Below are 16,199 nucleotides of genomic sequence, written 5' to 3' on the forward strand. Positions count from 1 at the left end.
CCCTGAATTAATGCCACGGCATAATTGGCACCGCGCTCAGCGCGTTTTTCGGCGAACCTTCGACGACTTTATCCGAGTAGGCCAGGTAAGCCAGGGTGTTACGTTTCGCATCATAGAAACGCACTACCTGCAGTTTTTTGAACACCAGCGAGGTGCGTTTCTGGAACACAACGTCACCCTGGGATTTACCGTTTTTGATCTTCTCGCTCAGCTCGACTGGCCCCACCTGCTGGCAGGAGATGGCGGCATCAGAGGTGTCTTCCGCCAGCCCAAGGCCCCCTTTTATCCCGCCGGTTTTTGCCCGGCTGATATAGCAGGTCACGTTCTTCACATCGGGATCGTCAAAGGCTTCAACGACAATTTTGTGGTCCGGCCCGAAAACCTTGAACACGGTATCAACAGAGCCAATTTCCTCTGCCTGCGCGGCCTGACCGGTTAATACCAGCAGCGCCGTGACGATCAATGTCTTGTATTTCATATTGTTACCATATTTGAAAATTGAACTGCGTAATTATTCAACAATCATATAAAAAAAGCAGCAAGATCACAGCATTAGAAAATATCCTTCCGGATCATCAGGAAAATCGCATTTAAGCGCAAAAAAAACACTGAATGCTAAAACATCAAAAAATGCTATTATCCGCTAACCTGTTAGCAGGGTACCTGCTGTTTTAAGGATGAGGATAGTATATGGATCAGGCTGGAATTATTCGCGATCTTCTTACCTGGCTGGAAGGCCATCTGGATCAGCCTTTGTCACTCGATAATGTAGCGGCAAAAGCGGGATATTCTAAGTGGCATTTACAGCGGATGTTTAAGGATGTCACCGGTCACGCCATTGGCGCCTATATCCGCGCCCGTCGTCTTTCCAAATCCGCCGTGGCGCTTCGCCTGACTGCGCGTCCCATTCTGGATATCGCCCTGCAGTACCGTTTTGATTCACAGCAGACCTTCACCCGCGCGTTCAAAAAACAGTTCTCGCTGACGCCTGCGCTCTATCGCCGCTCGCCGGACTGGAGCTCGTTCGGCATGCGTCCGCCGCTGCGCCTCGGCGAGTTCACCATGCCGCAGCATGAGTTCATCACTCTGCCAGAGACCCACCTGATCGGCACCACGCAGAGCTACTCCTGCTCGCTGGAGCAGATCTCCGAATTCCGTCATCAGATGCGCGTCCAGTTCTGGCGCGAGTTCCTCAGTCACGCGCCGGCCATCCCGCCGCTGCTGTATGGCCTGAACGAGACGCGTCCAAGTCTGGAAAAAGACGACGAGCAGGAGGTCTTCTACACCACCGCGTTAACGCCGGAAATGGCCAATGGCTATATTCAGGGGTCGAAACCGGTTGTGCTGGAAGGCGGTGAATACGTGATGTTCACCTACGAAGGGCTGGGGACCGGCGTGCAGGACTTTATCCTGACGGTCTACGGCACCTGCATGCCGATGCTGAACCTGAACCGCAGAAAGGGGCAGGATATTGAACGTTACTATCCTGCCACTGAGTTGAAACCGGAAGAAGGTCCTATCGAACTGCGTTGCGAATACCTGATTCCTGTCCGCCGTTAACGCTGCAGCTCATCTAACGCAGGGGCATCGAGATGCGAGATATCCCCTGCCATCTCCACAATCCAGCCTGAAGCCAGCCACGGACTCTGCTGATAGTCGATGCGGGAAAGCGAGCAGTTGCGCAGACGCAGGCGGCGTTCAGCCCATGCCGGAAGCCCGAGAATGGTGCTGACCAGACAGCCCAACGCCATCCCGTGACTGACCAGCAGCGGTCGGCTCCCCTGCGGAAGATCCAGGCAGGCCGCCAGCGCCGCGTGCATACGCTCGCTCAGCTCCAGCATCGATTCACCTTGCGGGATACGGCCCTCTTCGCTGCCGTTGACCAGCGTACGACGCCAGCCCTCTTCTTCTTCGGTCAGGGTATCGATAAGACGCTGTTCCAGCACCCCCATATCCAGCTCGCGCAGGCGGGCATCCACAGTGACATCGCAGCCGCAGGCCTGCGCGATGATCTCCGCTGTGCGTCGCGTGCGACCTAAATCGCTGGCGATGATGTGGGTGATGCCCAGTGTTTTGGCACGTTCGCCAACCTGCCAGGCCTGTTGCTCGCCCTTGGCAGTGAGTGGACTGTCTGACTGGCCTTGAATACGTCGCTCGGCGTTCCACTGCGTTTCACCGTGGCGAACAAGGTATACCTGTAACATGCTTTTTTTCCGTTATACTGCGATGATATTTTTAGAGTTAGGCTTAATTATGCACCAGGTTGTCTCAGCTACCACTAATCCTGCCAAAATTCAGGCAATTCTAAGGGCATTTGCCGAGATCTTCGGCGAAGGATCCTGCCATATCGAATCCGTCAACGTCGAGAGCGGCGTCCCGGAACAGCCAATCGGCAGCGAAGAAACCCGCGCTGGCGCACGGAATCGCGTGGCAAACGCCAGGCAGGCATATCCGCAAGCGGACTTTTGGGTCGCCATTGAAGCCGGGATCGACGAAGGCAGTACCTTCAGCTGGGTGGTGATCGAAAGCGCACATCAGCGCGGTGAAGCACGTTCCGCCACCCTGCCGTTACCGGCGATCATTCTGGATAAAGTACGCGAAGGGGAAGCCCTTGGGCCGGTGATGTCGAAATACACCGGCATCGATGAGATCGGACGTAAAGAGGGGGCGATTGGGGTGTTTACCGCCGGTGCGCTCACGCGTTCAAGCGTTTACCACCAGGCGGTGATCCTGGCGTTAAGCCCGTTTCATAACGCGATTTACCGTTAATTGCCGGATGGCGGCTTCGCCTTATCCGGCCTACGGTTTGCCTTCAAGCAATATCTGTTCCAGCCACTGGCGTAATTCTACCGGCGCGGACTTCAGGCTGTTTGAGCCGCGGGTGATGGTCGCGATCCCCGCCCCCAGCTCGCTTTTCAGCTCGCGCTGGCTCATTTCACCGCGCAGCAACTCCTCAATGATGCGCACACGGGTACCCAGCGCCTCGCGCTCGTCGGGGGTGAGCATCAGCTGCAGCAGCGGCAGATGCAGATCCTGTTCATATGACTGGCGAAGCAGCTCCACAAAACGAAGCCACTCCTGATGACGCTGCTCGGCCATCGCCGATGAGTAAGGTGAATTCTGGGTCATGTTATGCCGCCTTTCGTACTCTTAAACGAGTACAAGCATAACATAACCCTCACCGATCAGTAACGTCGCTGCCACTCACTGTCGCTCATCAGGGTATCTTTCTGCCCCATGAAGTAGCGATAGTAAGCATCATACGCCAGCACGTTCTTCACATAGCCGCGGGTTTCCGAGAACGGAATGCTCTCAACAAACGCCACCGCGTCGATGCGTCCAGCGCTGTTGCCAAGCCAGGTGCGTACGCGTCCCGGCCCGGCGTTATAGGCCGCCGAGGCGAAGATGCGGTTGTCGCCGAACTGGTCGTAGACGCTCTGCAGATAGGTGGTGCCGATGTTGATGTTGGTCTCAGGATCCAGCAGCTGCGACGGACTGGAGTAGCCCGGAATACCAAACTTCTTCACCGTGTGGGCAGCCGTGGCGGGCATTACCTGCATCAGACCGCTGGCCCCGACCGGCGAGCGCACTTTCGGGTTCCAGGCGCTCTCCTGACGGGCAATCGCCATCGCATAGCTCTGGGGAATGTCTTTCCCGCTGGTGTAACGATCGAACAGATCTTTATAGGCCAGCGGGAAACGCTCCTCGAGATGATCCCAAAGCTTGCCGGCGATCGTCGCCTGCACGCTGAGATCCCACCAGTGATTATCGAAGGCATAGCGCGCAAGCTGGGCTTTTTCATCTACGGTACGGCTGGTGACCAGGTTCGCCCATTCGCTGCGGGCGGTGTTATCCAGATTCCAGTACATCAGCTCGCGCACCCGCGCCATCTCCGGCCCTTGCACCAGCGCGGCGTTGACGCCGGACGGCGCTTTATCAATCTTAAGGGTATACTCTTCGCCAAGCCGCTGGGCCGCCACCATCGGATAGAAACCGCGCTGCTGCATCAGGCTGCGCAGGATCGATTTTGCCTCCTCATTACGCCCCCTCTCCAGCAGCAGATCCGCCTGCCAGTAGCGCCATTCATCCTTCTCTTTTGCTTCCATCGGCAGACGCGCCAGCCAGGTGTTCAGGCCGCGGCGATCGCCGTTCCCCAATGCCATGCGCACACGACGCTCCACCAGCGAGGTGGAGTTTGAACGCATGATGGCGTCATCACGCCAGCGTGCCTGCTCGTCGGTGAGGTCATTGCCCATCAGTCGCCACGCCACGATATCGCGCAGCTCCTGGGTTTGATCCTCATTAAGCTGCTGCGCCTGAGCGAGGGTTGGGATCATCAGCCGGGCGTTTTCCACGTCATCCCGCGCCACGCTGGTGAAGGCCACCGCCGCCATCTGACGGGTAAAATCGGTCGCGCCGGTGTTGCGGGCGAAGTCCATCACCGTTTTCGGATCGTTCGCCAGCTGGATCAGGGCGCTGGAGATGGTCTGATAATCCGACGGCATCTGCCCGGCAAGGGTGGTGACCAGACGGGTATTACCCGCTTTCATCGCCAGACGAATACGCTCCAGATACGCCAGAGGATCCTGTTTGCCGGAAGCGCGCCAGGCGCCAAACAGCGAGTCGCAGGCGTTAGGCTGGCTTTTACCGGTGAGCCACAGCTCTTTGGCGCCGTTCCAGGCCTCTTCCTGCTGGCCCGTCGCCCATTTTGCGTAATAGTAGTTGCACTGCGCTTCGGTAGTGCCCGGTTTATCCGGGCTAAAGGCCAGCAGGCCGCGCCAGTCTTCACGTCGCGCCAGTTCGTTCACAAAGCGCGACTGCAGGGTGCGCGCCGGGGGCAGCGTCGGGTTGGCCTGAATAAAGTTTTTGACGGTGATCGTCGGCTGGTTCATCAGATCGTCGGTAAGCTGACGGTATTCCAGATAGGGATAGAGCGGATACGCTTTCAGCGTCGGCATCAGGGCCTGCACTGTCTCCATCTGTCGCTGATCCCATGCCTGTTTGATCTGTGCATAGCGGTTACGTTGTTCATCCAGTGAATCGGCTCGCGCTGCGCTGCTGATGGTCAGCACGCAGACGCTGGCAGCCAACAGTCGCCAGCCCACTTGTTTGGCTTTTACCACACGCTCATCCTCTGTTAATCGTCATTAAATGCAGCATCGTGCCGCGCAAAAGCGTAATTAACTTATGCTAACCAGGCATCCCCCAACGCGCCACGTTACCGACACATTTTTACCTTTCTTGCGCGTTTTAACACTCCAGACGTCGATGGCTGGGATTAGGCGGGGAAAAAGGCTACACTTCGCCACTATTCTCATCACGATAAAAGAGGCGAAGTCCAACGTGGCTCAATTCGTTTATACCATGCATCGTGTCGGCAAAGTGGTACCGCCGAAACGTCATATTCTTAAAAATATCTCGCTGAGCTTCTTCCCGGGCGCAAAAATTGGTGTGCTGGGTCTCAACGGTGCCGGTAAGTCCACCTTGCTGCGCATCATGGCGGGCATCGATACAGACATCGAAGGTGAAGCCCGTCCGCAGCCTGGCCTCAAAATCGGTTACCTGCCACAGGAACCGAAGCTGAACCCGGAACACACCGTTCGCGAATCCGTTGAAGAAGCCGTTTCCGAAGTGGTTAACGCGCTGAAGGGTCTGGACGAAGTGTACGCGAAGTACGCCGAGCCGGATGCGGACTTCGACAAGCTCGCTGCCCAGCAGGGTAAATATGAAGAGATCATCCAGGCACACGACGGTCACAACCTGAACGTGCAGCTGGAGCGTGCGGCCGATGCCCTGCGCCTGCCAGACTGGGATGCAAAAATTGAAAAACTGTCCGGTGGTGAACGCCGCCGCGTTGCGCTGTGCCGTCTGCTGCTGGAAAAGCCAGACATGCTGCTGCTCGACGAACCAACGAACCACCTGGATGCGGAATCCGTAGCCTGGCTGGAACGCTTCCTGCACGACTTCGAAGGGACCGTTGTGGCGATCACCCACGACCGTTACTTCCTCGATAACGTTGCCGGTTGGATCCTGGAGCTGGACCGCGGTGAAGGTATTCCGTGGGAAGGTAACTACTCCTCCTGGCTGGAGCAGAAAGATCAGCGTCTGGCGCAGGAAGCTTCTCAGGAAGCGGCGCGTCGTAAGTCGATTGAGAAAGAGCTGGAGTGGGTTCGTCAGGGCACTAAAGGCCGTCAGTCTAAGGGCAAAGCCCGTCTGGCACGCTTTGAAGAGCTGAACAATACCGAATACCAGAAACGTAACGAAACCAACGAACTGTTTATTCCGCCTGGAGCACGTCTGGGGGATAAAGTCGTTGAGGTCAGCAACCTGCGTAAATCCTACGGCGACCGCGTTCTGATCGACGATCTGAGCTTCTCGGTACCGAAAGGCGCTATCGTTGGGATCATCGGTCCGAACGGCGCGGGTAAATCGACCCTGTTCCGCATGATGTCCGGTCAGGAACAGCCTGACAGCGGCACCATCACCCTCGGCGAAACCGTGAAGCTGGCATCCGTTGACCAGTTCCGTGACGCAATGGATAACAGCAAAACCGTCTGGGAAGAAGTTTCCGGCGGCCTGGATATCATGCGTATCGGCAACACCGAAATGCCAAGCCGTGCCTATGTAGGGCGCTTCAACTTCAAAGGTGTTGATCAGGGTAAACGCGTGGGCGAGCTGTCCGGCGGTGAGCGTGGTCGTCTGCATCTGGCGAAACTGCTGCAGGTTGGCGGTAACGTCCTGCTGCTCGATGAACCGACCAACGACCTGGACATCGAAACCCTGCGTGCGCTGGAAAACGCCATGCTGGAGTTCCCGGGCTGCGCAATGGTTATCTCCCACGACCGTTGGTTCCTCGACCGTATCGCTACCCACATTCTGGATTACCAGGATGAAGGTAAAGTGGAGTTCTTCGAAGGTAACTTCACCGAGTACGAAGAGTACAAGAAACGCACCCTGGGCGCCGACGCCCTGGAGCCGAAGCGTATCAAGTACAAGCGTATTTCGAAATAAACGCAAAAAGGCAACCTCGGTTGCCTTTTTTAGTGTTTGTACCCTCTCCCTGTGGGAGAGGGCCAGGGTGAGGGCATCAGGCCGCACAAACCTACCCCTTCTCCCCCATCATCTCTTTCACCAGCTCCACGCAGCGCAGGAAGCGGTTGTCATAGTCCGCCTCTTCCACATGCACAAAGTCGATATTGTTCGCGTCGAGCATCTCTACCAGCATGGTCTGGAACTCTTTTCTGTCCACTGAACTGCCGAGACTGCGCATCCCATCCGCCACCCAGGGGGTGTTGTTCTCCAGCAGGATCACCAGGTCGAAGCGGTATTCGTCGATCAGCGCCTGCACAAACGGGTGCTCGCGCCCTTCGTATTTTTTACAGAACGCCTGGGTGGTGACGAAATCGGTATCGACAAACGCCACTTTATTGGCGTATTTCACCGCGAAATCAATGTACTGTGCGTGCCCCAGCGCAATCTTGTCGTAGTCGGAATACTGCAGCGCCATCTCATCGCCGCCGAGGTGCGAGAAGACGTAATCCCGGCCATATTCCCAGGCGCTGGTGGTGTTGAAGATGTTGGCCAGCTTGTTGACCAGGGTCGACTTACCGCTGGATTCGCCGCCGAGGATCGCCACCGTGCGCACAAAGAACGGCTTCACTTCCGTCGGGATGTACTCCCAGTAGCGGAACGGGTTCTCACGGATCTGCGCCCCGCTGATGTTCATAAAGGTGCGTTTAGGGTCGATCAGCACCGTTTCCGTGCCCAGATGTTCGGGATATTGCGAGGCGTCAGACTCTTCAGAGGTGTAGATAAAGTCAGGCTGGATGCCCTTCTCTTCCATAAAGGCTTTGATGCCGTTGCTCCACACGTCCCAGCCGTGCGGATACGGCTCCATGCCCTCTTCGTTGAAAGCATGAATGCGGATATTTTTCTGGTACTTAAAGGTCTGCAACAGCCAGCGCAGGCGGTCGGGGACGGTGGGCTGCTGGGACATGGCGCTCGCTTCGAACAGCTCGCGATCGCGCTTCTCATCATAGCCCATGATGATATGCAGCTCGTCCACCTGGCTACAGGCGCGCTGGATCAGATAGATATGCCCGGTATGCAGCGGATAGAACTTGCCGAACACCACGCCGATGTTCTTCTGCATCCGCGGAAATTCAAGTCCCAGAAAGCGGTGCAGCGCTTCCAGCTTCTGCGCGCTGGGGCTTTTGATTTTGGCATTCAGCAGCTGGCTTAAATAGCCCTTGGTCATACCGCTGGCTTCCGCCACCTGCTGCAGGGTGCAGCCTTTCTGGCGGATTGCGGTCTTGATATAGTCAAATGACGACATAAATTACGGTGCCTCCTGCAACATCGAATAGGTAATTATAAGTCGTCAAAGACGTTTAACGCATCTGCGAGTTTCTTCACCCCAAACACTTTCATCCCTTCGGGGATTTTTTTCGGCACGTTGGCGGCGGGCACAATCGCCCGGCGGAAGCCGTGTTTTGCCGCCTCGGAAATGCGCTCCTGACCGCTCGGCACCGGACGGATCTCACCGGCCAGACCGACTTCGCCAAAGACCACCAGATCCTGCGGCAACGGACGGTCGCGCAGGCTGGAGACCATCGCCAGCAGCAGCGCCAGGTCGGCGCTGGTTTCGGTGACTTTGACCCCACCGACCACGTTCACAAACACATCCTGATCCGCCATCTGCAGGCCGCCGTGACGGTGCAGTACCGCCAGCAGGATCGCCAGACGGTTTTGCTCAAGACCCACTGCCACACGACGGGGATTGCCCATCATCGAGTGATCGACCAGGGCCTGGATCTCCACCAGCAGCGGACGCGTTCCTTCCCAGACCACCATCACCGAACTGCCGGAGGTGACTTCATCGCCGCGGCTCAGGAAGATGGCCGACGGGTTGCTGACTTCACGCAGCCCCTGCTCGGTCATGGCAAACACGCCCAGCTCGTTCACCGCGCCAAAGCGGTTTTTGTGGCTACGCAGGGTGCGGAAACGGGTATCAGCATCGCCATCCAGCATTACCGAGCAGTCGATACAGTGCTCGAGCACTTTCGGGCCTGCCAGGGCGCCATCTTTGGTGACGTGGCCGACCATGATGATTGCCACGCCGCGCGTTTTGGCAAAGCGCGTCAGGTAGGCGGCGGTTTCGCGCACCTGGGCGACGCTGCCCGGCGACGACTGGACGTCCGCCATGTGCATCACCTGAATGGAGTCGATCACCATCAGCTTCGGCTGCTCTTCTTCAGCAATCATGCAGATCTGCTCGATGCTGGTTTCGGAGAGCATATTGAGGTCGTTGGTGGGCAGCCCCAGCCGGTGGGCGCGCATCGCCACCTGCTGCAGCGACTCTTCCCCGGTGACATAGAGCGTTTTCATCTGCGACGCGAGCTTGCAGAGGGTTTGCAGCAGCAGGGTCGATTTACCCGCCCCCGGGCTACCGCCAATCAGAATGGCGCTGCCCGGCACCACGCCGCCGCCCAGCACCCGGTCAAACTCTTTAAAACCGGTGGAAAAGCGCGGCAGGGCTTCGAGGCTGATCTCGGAGAGTTTCTGGACTTTCGATACGCCCGCATTGCCCGCATAACCGCTCAGACGCTCGTTACGGGCAACGGTTGGCGAAGCGGCAATGCCGCGCACTTCGGTGATGGTGTTCCAGGCATGACAGGCGCTGCACTGCCCCTGCCAGCGCGGATAATCCGCCCCACATTCATTACAGACAAATGCGCGTTTTGGAGCTTTCGCCACGTTTTACCTCTTTATTTCTGCGCGGCCTGCTTGCGGGGTGGTGCTCTCGCTTGCCCGGCAAGCAGGCCTATACAACTATTTCTGGTTTACGCTGCCGGAGAGAATGCAGAACACCCCCATCAGGTCAGCATGACGGATAATGACTTCCGTCTTTTCATTCACGGTCGGTTTGGCATGATAGGCAATGCCAAGCCCGGCCACTTTAATCATCGGCAGATCGTTCGCGCCGTCGCCAATCGCCACCGTCTGGGCAACCGGGATGTCATATTTTTCCGCCAGACGCGTCAGGGTGTTGGCCTTAAACTGGGCGTCGACGATCTCGCCAATCACCTTCCCGGTAAGTTTGCCGTCGCGGATCTCCAGCTCGTTGGCAACTACGGCGTCCAGACGCAGCTTGTCGCGCAGATACTCGGCAAAGAAGGTGAAGCCGCCGGAGGCGATAGCCACTTTCCAGCCCAGGGTCTCCAGCTTCAGCACCAGCTGCACCAGGCCCGGCATCAGGGGCAGCTTTTCACGCACCTGCATCAGGATATTCGCATCGGCATCTTTCAGGGTCGCCACGCGCTGTTTCAGGCTGGCGGTGAAGTCCAGTTCGCCACGCATGGCGCGCTCGGTCACTTCGGCCACCATCTCGCCCGTACCGGCAAGTTTAGCAATCTCGTCGATGCATTCGATCTGAATGGCGGTAGAATCCATGTCCATCACCAGCAATCCCGGGGTTTTCAGGTGCGGGATTTTACCCAGCGGTGCCACATCGAGGCCCGCGTCGTGCGCCAGACGGGTGGCGCGCTGGGTCAGGGAGCCGGCCAGGCGGATCACCTGGTAGTCTTCCACGCACCAGGCCGCCACGATCACCATCGCCGCGCCCAGCTTGCGCTGATAGGTTGTTAACTGCTGTTTATCCAGGCCGCGTCCATACAGCAGCCAGCCGCTACGGCCAGCATGGTAATCCAGTGGCATTACCTCATCGCCACTTAATGAGAGCGGCAATCCTGGCCAGAGAGAGACATCATTGGGCAGGTCGCACCAGGTAATGTTTGGCATTAAAGCTCCTGTAAAATCGTTCGCGCCGGGAATCATCCAGGGGGTGAAAATAACGCATGAGGCTACCTTGTAACCATCACTTCTGGCAACATTAACCCCGAAAATTTTCAGCAGGTGGAATATGGCTCGTGCAAAACTGAAATTCCGGCTTCATCGTGCCGTGATTGTCCTCTCCTGTCTCGCCCTGTTAGTGGCGCTGATGCAGGGCGCATCGTGGTTCAGCCAGAATCATCAACGGCAGCGCAATCCGCAGCTTGAAGAGCTGGCGCACACGCTGGCGCGACAGGTGTCGCTCAACATCGCCCCGCTGATGCGAACCGAAACGCCGGATGAGAAGCGCATCAGCCAGGTGCTGCATGTTCTGACGGAAGAGAGCCGCATCCTCGACGCCAGCGTTTACGACGAAGAAGGTGGCTTGATTGCCCGCTCAGGGGAGCAGGTCGAGGTACGCGACCGGCTGGCGCTGGACGGTAAAAAAGCCGGCGGCTACTTTAACCAGCAGCTGGTGGAGCCAATTCAGGGCAAAAACGGTCCGCTCGGCTATCTGCGCCTGACGCTCGACACCCATACCCTGGCCACCGAGGCCAAACAGGTGGATAACACCACCAATATTCTGCGCCTGATGCTGCTGCTGTCGCTGGCGATTGGCGTGGTGCTGACCCGCACGCTGCTGCAGGGCAAACGCACCCGCTGGCAGCAGTCGCCGTTCCTGCTCACCGCCAGTAAATCGGTACCCGAAGAGGAAGAGAGCGAAAAGAAAACCTAGTGGTTTTGTCGATAACCGTTTCAGGAAAGGAAATCTGCATGTCTACATTGCGTCTGCTTATCTCAGATTCATACGATCCCTGGTTTAACCTTGCGGTGGAAGAGTGCATCTTCCGCCAGATGCCCGCCACCCAGCGCGTGCTGTTCCTGTGGCGCAACGCCGACACGGTGGTGATTGGCCGGGCGCAAAACCCGTGGAAAGAGTGCAACACGCGACGCATGGAAGAGGACAACGTGCGCCTGGCGCGTCGCAGCAGCGGCGGTGGCGCGGTGTTTCACGACCTCGGCAATACCTGCTTTACCTTTATGGCCGGAAAGCCGGAGTACGACAAAACCATCTCCACCCGCATTGTGCTGAATGCGCTGCAGGCCCTGGGCGCCACGGCGGAAGCCTCCGGGCGCAACGACCTGGTAGTAAAAACGGCAGAGGGTGACCGGAAGGTCTCCGGCTCGGCCTACCGCGAAACCATGGATCGCGGTTTTCACCACGGTACCCTACTGCTGAATGCCGATCTCAGCCGCCTGGCGAACTACCTCAATCCCGACCAGAAAAAGCTGCAGGCCAAGGGCATCACCTCCGTGCGTGGCCGGGTGGCGAATCTGGTGGATCTGCTGCCGGGCATCACCCATGAGCGGATCTGCGACGCCGTTACAGAGGCGTTTTTTGCCCACTATGGCGAGCGCGTTGAAGCCGAAGTCATCTCCCCTGACAAAACGCCGGATCTGCCAAACTTCGCCGAAACCTTTGCCCGCCAGAGCAGCTGGGAGTGGAACTTTGGTCAGGCACCTGCTTTCTCACATCTGCTGGATGAACGCTTTACCTGGGGCGGCGTGGAGCTGCACTTCGACGTCGAGAAGGGCCATATCTCACGCACGCAAGTCTTTACCGACAGCCTGAACCCGGCCCCGTTAGAGGCGCTGGCGGCGCGTCTGCAGGGCTGCCTGTATCGGGCGGATATGTTGCAGCAGGAGTGTGATGCCCTGACTGGCGACTTCCCGGAACAGGAAAAAGAGCTACGGGAGCTGTCGGCGTGGATTGCGGGGGCGGTGCGGTAATAAAAAAGCCGGATGGAAAACTGTACGCCCGGTAAGCGAAACGCCACCGGGCAGCTCTCCTCAGGCCATTCTCTGCACCATTCCATCGATGGCACTTAACCGCGCTTTCATGCCCGCTGCGATTGTGCGAAAGTTTTCACTTATTCGCTTCTCCGCCGTTACCCGCTCCCAGAACTGTGTCGCCAGAGGCAGGGCAAACTCCCAGGCCTGACGCGATATCGTGCTGTCGAAACGCAACTCACATGCTTCTTCCCGCATCATACCTGCACTGGAAGGCGCAAACGCCATGGGCAACATGTCATAAACGGGCGTCAGGGATAACGGGAACGCAGAATAATAAAAAGAGAGGTTCCCCGCGTGCATATCGCTGTTAGCGATAAGGCGACCAAATGCCCAGATTTTTTCCACCTGCCCGGCGGCGGTGTCCTCCACGATCCCAGCCTGTACCAGCTTATCGACCGTGTGCGGCCATGCGCCACTGGCGGTGACAAATTCACTTTGCACTGCCTCCAGAGACACGATGGCCCGTCTGCCCGTTACGCCTTCGCAGTCAAAGCGTTTCGCCTCAAGAAAAACCTGTCCGTTTTCACCCTGCAGCACGACGGCATCGCTGGCTGCCAGCCCTGCAGATGCCAGGGTGCTGAGGGCAATGGCCTCCGCCAGTAGCAGATCGCCCCAGCGTACTGAAACCGCGCTCAGTTGCGGGGCGGTAAACTTAACCAGCACATGTGCATCACCCGATACCGTTCGGGAAAAGCAGGAGAACTTAGGCTGTTCTCCGCCTGCCGAAGACCCCACGATCTCCCCCGCCAGCGCCTCGCGGGATAGCTGCGTATAAATCCGATTTTTTTGATCGTCGGCGATAGCATCAGGCGGCGTCGCAGAGAGCCAGCGTTGATAGTTTTCTTCCCCTACCAGCCAGCCGCCAGAGTGCTCACCTGAAAACTGGCTTAGCGCATAAAGCACATCGTTTTCCTGCCACAGGCGGATATCTTCCGGGAGTGAGAATTGCTGCGCCATACGACGACCCCAGGCGCGTCCTAAAAAGCCCTGAGGACGGAGATCGGTCAGGTACCAGGGAAGACCATCAAACCATTGCCATTGCCCATCAGCCTGCAGCACCAGACAACTTCCCTGGGGCCAGGTAGGGTAAATCTCGCCACCTTTGACGGCCTTTCCCTGGGCATTTACCTGCCAGAATGGAAACGCGCTGACGCCCCGCACCGGCCTTATCAGGGCGTAGCGAGTGGCGCGTGCTTTTCCAAACTGGATCACTCGATCCTGGGCGGAAACCAGACGTGAAAATGTCGCCTGGCTGATGCCAAGCTGCTGGCGAAGCTCGGGAGCCGCACGCGGTCCCTGCAGTAACAGGTCACTTATCGTCGTCATCAGTGAATGGTTTCATGAATAGATACTTGAATAAATTTAGTACTATATTCAGCTGAAATGCAAAGAGAAATAGCTAAGCAGAAAGATAAAGATGAATAGATTGAAAAGCGGGGGCAGAACGCCCCCGAGGAAGAGTCTTACTCTTTATCGCCCAGCAGAACGGATTCCAGCGCGATTTTGATCATGTCGTTGAAGGTGGTCTGACGCTCAGCGGCAGTGGTCTGCTCGTGAGTGCGGATGTGGTCAGACACGGTGCAGATGGTCAGGGCTTTCGCACCGAACTCAGCCGCTACGCCGTAGATACCTGCCGCTTCCATCTCCACGCCCAGGATGCCGTATTTCTCCATCACGTCGAACATCTCGCCGCCGTCTGGCGCGTAGAACAGGTCCGCGGAGAAGATGTTGCCCACGCGAGCGTCAACGCCCAGCGCTTTGGCTGCGTCAACGGCGTCGCGTACCATGCCGAAGTCAGCGATTGCCGCAAAGTCGTGGTCTTTGAAGCGCATGCGGTTAACTTTGGAGTCGGTGCAGGCACCCATCCCGATAACGATGTCACGCAGCTTCACGTCCATACGCACGGCGCCACAGGAGCCCACGCGGATGATCTTCTTCACGCCGAAATCGGTGATCAGCTCTTTGGTGTAGATGGAGCAGGATGGGATACCCATACCGTGACCCATTACGGAAATTTTGCGGCCTTTGTAGGTCCCGGTGAAGCCCAGCATGCCGCGAACGTTGTTCACTTCACGCACGTCTTCGAGGAAGGTTTCTGCAATGTGCTTCGCACGCAGCGGGTCGCCAGGCATCAATACGACGTCAGCGAAATCACCCATCTCTGCATTAATGTGAGGAGTTGCCATCTTCAGTTCCTTTTACATTGTTGTTTTTGCCGGGTGGCGGCTGCGCCTGACCCGGCCTACAAACCACAGGCCCGGTAAGCAAAGCGCCACCGGGCGAAGCTATCAGAACATGGCCTTGCCATATTCCATATCAGACGTACCAAAGTATTTCGCAATGGTCTGGCCGATGTCCGCGAAGGATTCACGGTGACCCAGAGAGCCTGGTTTTACTTTCGGGCCGTACACCAGCACCGGAATGTGCTCGCGGGTGTGGTCGGTACCGGTCCAGGTCGGGTCGCAGCCGTGGTCGGCGGTCAGGATCAGAATGTCATCTTCACCCACCAGCTCCATCAGCTCCGGCAGACGGCGGTCGAACAGCTCCAGACCCGCAGCGTAGCCAGCGACGTCGCGACGGTGACCCCAGGAGGAGTCGAAATCGACGAAGTTGGTGAAGACGATAGTCTTGTCGCCCGCCTCTTTCATCTCTTTCACGGTAGCGTCAAACAGCGCGTCCAGACCGGTGGCTTTCACTTTTTTGGTGATGCCGCAGTTAGCGTAGATATCCGCAATCTTACCGACGGAAACCACCTGCCCGTCTTTCTCTTCAACCAGTTTCTGCAGCACGGTCGGCGCTGGCGGTTCTACGGCCAGATCGTGACGGTTGCCGGTACGCTGGAAGTTGCCCGGTTTGTCGCCCACAAACGGACGCGCGATCACGCGGCCAATGTTGTAGCCGCCTTCGGTCAGCTCTTCACGGGCGATTTCGCACAGCTCGTAAAGACGATCCAGGCCAAAGGTCTCTTCGTGGCAGGCAATCTGGAACACGGAGTCAGCAGAGGTGTAGAAAATCGGCTTGCCGGTTTTCATGTGCTCTTCGCCGAGCTGGTCCAGAATGACGGTGCCGGAAGAGTGGCAGTTGCCGAGATAGCCCGGCAGGTTTGCGCGCTCAACCAGCTTATCCAGCAACTCCTGCGGGAAGCTGTTCTCGTGATCGGAGAAATAGCCCCAGTCGAACAGAACCGGCACACCGGCGATTTCCCAGTGGCCTGACGGGGTGTCTTTCCCGGAAGAGAGCTCGTGCGCCCAGGCGTATGCGCCAACCACTTCGGCGTTGGCGTCCATACCGGCTGCCACTTTACCGGTGGAACCTTCATGGGCTTTAACCAGGCCCAGACGGGTCAGGTTTGGCAGATTCAGCGGGCCCTGACGACCGTTGTTCGCTTCGCCTTTTGCACAGGCTTCAGCAATGTGACCCATGGTGTCTGCACCGGTGTCACCAAAGCGATCTGCATCTTCTGTAGCGCCGATGCCGAAAGAGTCCAGCACCATAATAAATGCACGTTTCATATG

15 protein-coding genes are annotated in these 16,199 nt (G+C 57.6%); 5 read left to right on the forward strand and 10 right to left on the reverse strand.

From position 1 onward, the window contains the following. Positions 1-7 precede the first annotated feature (7 nt). Positions 8-478, reverse strand: coding sequence for a protein CreA (creA, locus tag ACOYA6_RS13675; protein ID WP_039030455.1), 471 nt, complete (start codon positions 476-478; stop codon positions 8-10). Between the two features lie 212 nt (positions 479-690). On the opposite strand from creA, the gene robA reads away from it, so the two are divergent. Then, positions 691-1,560, forward strand: coding sequence for an MDR efflux pump AcrAB transcriptional activator RobA (gene robA / locus ACOYA6_RS13680; protein ID WP_039030456.1), 870 nt, complete (start codon positions 691-693; stop codon positions 1,558-1,560). Here the strand turns inward: robA and gpmB are convergent. Next, positions 1,557-2,204, reverse strand: a complete 648-nt coding sequence (gene gpmB, locus ACOYA6_RS13685; protein WP_039030457.1) for a 2,3-diphosphoglycerate-dependent phosphoglycerate mutase GpmB — start codon at positions 2,202-2,204, stop codon at positions 1,557-1,559. The two genes, robA and gpmB, sit on opposite strands and share 4 nt — an antisense overlap. Before the next feature lie 49 nt (positions 2,205-2,253). Between gpmB and yjjX the strand changes: the two genes are divergently transcribed. Continuing rightward, complete coding sequence (gene yjjX, locus ACOYA6_RS13690; protein ID WP_039030628.1) at positions 2,254-2,769, forward strand: inosine/xanthosine triphosphatase; 516 nt, start codon at positions 2,254-2,256, stop codon at positions 2,767-2,769. Between the two features lie 30 nt (positions 2,770-2,799). Here yjjX and trpR read toward each other — a convergent pair whose 3' ends face one another. Next, a complete protein-coding gene (gene trpR / locus ACOYA6_RS13695) occupies positions 2,800-3,129 on the reverse strand; it encodes a trp operon repressor (protein WP_422654842.1) in 330 nt (109 codons plus the stop codon). Between the two features lie 56 nt (positions 3,130-3,185). Further along, the gene (sltY, locus tag ACOYA6_RS13700) at positions 3,186-5,123 is read right to left on the reverse strand and encodes a murein transglycosylase (protein ID WP_039030459.1); all 1,938 of its coding nucleotides are present in this window, start codon (positions 5,121-5,123) and stop codon (positions 3,186-3,188) included. A gap of 220 nt (positions 5,124-5,343) precedes the next feature. Here sltY and ettA point away from each other — a divergent pair, with 220 nt between their 5' ends. After that, positions 5,344-7,011: an energy-dependent translational throttle protein EttA gene (gene ettA, locus ACOYA6_RS13705; RefSeq protein ID WP_039030460.1), complete on the forward strand. Its 1,668-nt coding sequence runs from the start codon at positions 5,344-5,346 to the stop codon at positions 7,009-7,011. Between the two features lie 91 nt (positions 7,012-7,102). On the opposite strand, the gene nadR is transcribed toward ettA, so the two are convergent. The 3 genes from nadR to serB all read right to left on the reverse strand — a co-directional run bounded on the left by nadR (position 7,103) and on the right by serB (position 10,800). Continuing rightward, positions 7,103-8,335 (reverse strand): multifunctional transcriptional regulator/nicotinamide-nucleotide adenylyltransferase/ribosylnicotinamide kinase NadR, encoded by a 1,233-nt coding sequence (gene nadR, locus ACOYA6_RS13710; RefSeq protein WP_223074998.1) that lies wholly within the window; start codon positions 8,333-8,335, stop codon positions 7,103-7,105. A 35-nt stretch (positions 8,336-8,370) separates the two neighbouring features. Continuing rightward, positions 8,371-9,756 (reverse strand): DNA repair protein RadA, encoded by a 1,386-nt coding sequence (radA, locus tag ACOYA6_RS13715; RefSeq protein WP_039030462.1) that lies wholly within the window; start codon positions 9,754-9,756, stop codon positions 8,371-8,373. A 75-nt stretch (positions 9,757-9,831) separates the two neighbouring features. Then, on the reverse strand, positions 9,832-10,800 hold the full coding sequence (gene serB, locus ACOYA6_RS13720; RefSeq protein WP_138370382.1) for a phosphoserine phosphatase: 969 nt from the start codon (positions 10,798-10,800) through the stop codon (positions 9,832-9,834). A gap of 121 nt (positions 10,801-10,921) precedes the next feature. On the opposite strand from serB, the gene ACOYA6_RS13725 reads away from it, so the two are divergent. Continuing rightward, a complete protein-coding gene (locus tag ACOYA6_RS13725; RefSeq protein ID WP_039030464.1) occupies positions 10,922-11,566 on the forward strand; it encodes a YtjB family periplasmic protein in 645 nt (214 codons plus the stop codon). Between the two features lie 38 nt (positions 11,567-11,604). Then, the gene (lplA, locus tag ACOYA6_RS13730) at positions 11,605-12,621 is read left to right on the forward strand and encodes a lipoate--protein ligase (protein WP_138370381.1); all 1,017 of its coding nucleotides are present in this window, start codon (positions 11,605-11,607) and stop codon (positions 12,619-12,621) included. Positions 12,622-12,681: 60 nt separating this feature from the next. Here the strand turns inward: lplA and yjjJ are convergent, their stop codons facing one another. The 3 genes from yjjJ to deoB all read right to left on the reverse strand — a co-directional run bounded on the left by yjjJ (position 12,682) and on the right by deoB (position 16,196). Continuing rightward, positions 12,682-14,010 carry a type II toxin-antitoxin system HipA family toxin YjjJ gene (yjjJ, locus tag ACOYA6_RS13735; protein ID WP_422654843.1) on the reverse strand — a complete coding sequence of 443 codons (1,329 nt, stop codon included), beginning with the start codon at positions 14,008-14,010 and terminating at the stop codon, positions 12,682-12,684. 137 nt (positions 14,011-14,147) lie between these two features. Further along, the gene (gene deoD, locus ACOYA6_RS13740) at positions 14,148-14,870 is read right to left on the reverse strand and encodes a purine-nucleoside phosphorylase (protein WP_014068806.1); all 723 of its coding nucleotides are present in this window, start codon (positions 14,868-14,870) and stop codon (positions 14,148-14,150) included. Between the two features lie 102 nt (positions 14,871-14,972). Further along, positions 14,973-16,196 (reverse strand): phosphopentomutase, encoded by a 1,224-nt coding sequence (gene deoB / locus ACOYA6_RS13745; RefSeq protein ID WP_039030466.1) that lies wholly within the window; start codon positions 16,194-16,196, stop codon positions 14,973-14,975. Positions 16,197-16,199 lie beyond the last annotated feature (3 nt).

It is taken from the genome of Leclercia barmai (assembly GCF_049312895.1).
Lineage (GTDB): Bacteria > Pseudomonadota > Gammaproteobacteria > Enterobacterales > Enterobacteriaceae > Enterobacter > Enterobacter barmai.

Excerpts from the sequence above, each read along its gene's own strand:
- creA (WP_039030455.1), bottom strand. The coding sequence starts at position 478 with ATGAAATACAAGACATTGATCGTCACGGCGCTGCTGGTATTAACCGGT.
- robA (WP_039030456.1), top strand. The coding sequence starts at position 691 with ATGGATCAGGCTGGAATTATTCGCGATCTTCTTACCTGGCTGGAAGGC.
- gpmB (WP_039030457.1), bottom strand. The coding sequence starts at position 2,204 with ATGTTACAGGTATACCTTGTTCGCCACGGTGAAACGCAGTGGAACGCC.
- yjjX (WP_039030628.1), top strand. The coding sequence starts at position 2,254 with ATGCACCAGGTTGTCTCAGCTACCACTAATCCTGCCAAAATTCAGGCA.
- trpR (WP_422654842.1), bottom strand. The coding sequence starts at position 3,129 with ATGACCCAGAATTCACCTTACTCATCGGCGATGGCCGAGCAGCGTCAT.
- nadR (WP_223074998.1), bottom strand. The coding sequence starts at position 8,335 with ATGTCGTCATTTGACTATATCAAGACCGCAATCCGCCAGAAAGGCTGC.
- serB (WP_138370382.1), bottom strand. The coding sequence starts at position 10,800 with ATGCCAAACATTACCTGGTGCGACCTGCCCAATGATGTCTCTCTCTGG.
- ACOYA6_RS13725 (WP_039030464.1), top strand. The coding sequence starts at position 10,922 with ATGGCTCGTGCAAAACTGAAATTCCGGCTTCATCGTGCCGTGATTGTC.
- lplA (WP_138370381.1), top strand. The coding sequence starts at position 11,605 with ATGTCTACATTGCGTCTGCTTATCTCAGATTCATACGATCCCTGGTTT.
- yjjJ (WP_422654843.1), bottom strand. The coding sequence starts at position 14,010 with ATGACGACGATAAGTGACCTGTTACTGCAGGGACCGCGTGCGGCTCCC.
- deoD (WP_014068806.1), bottom strand. The coding sequence starts at position 14,870 with ATGGCAACTCCTCACATTAATGCAGAGATGGGTGATTTCGCTGACGTC.
- deoB (WP_039030466.1), bottom strand. The coding sequence starts at position 16,196 with ATGAAACGTGCATTTATTATGGTGCTGGACTCTTTCGGCATCGGCGCT.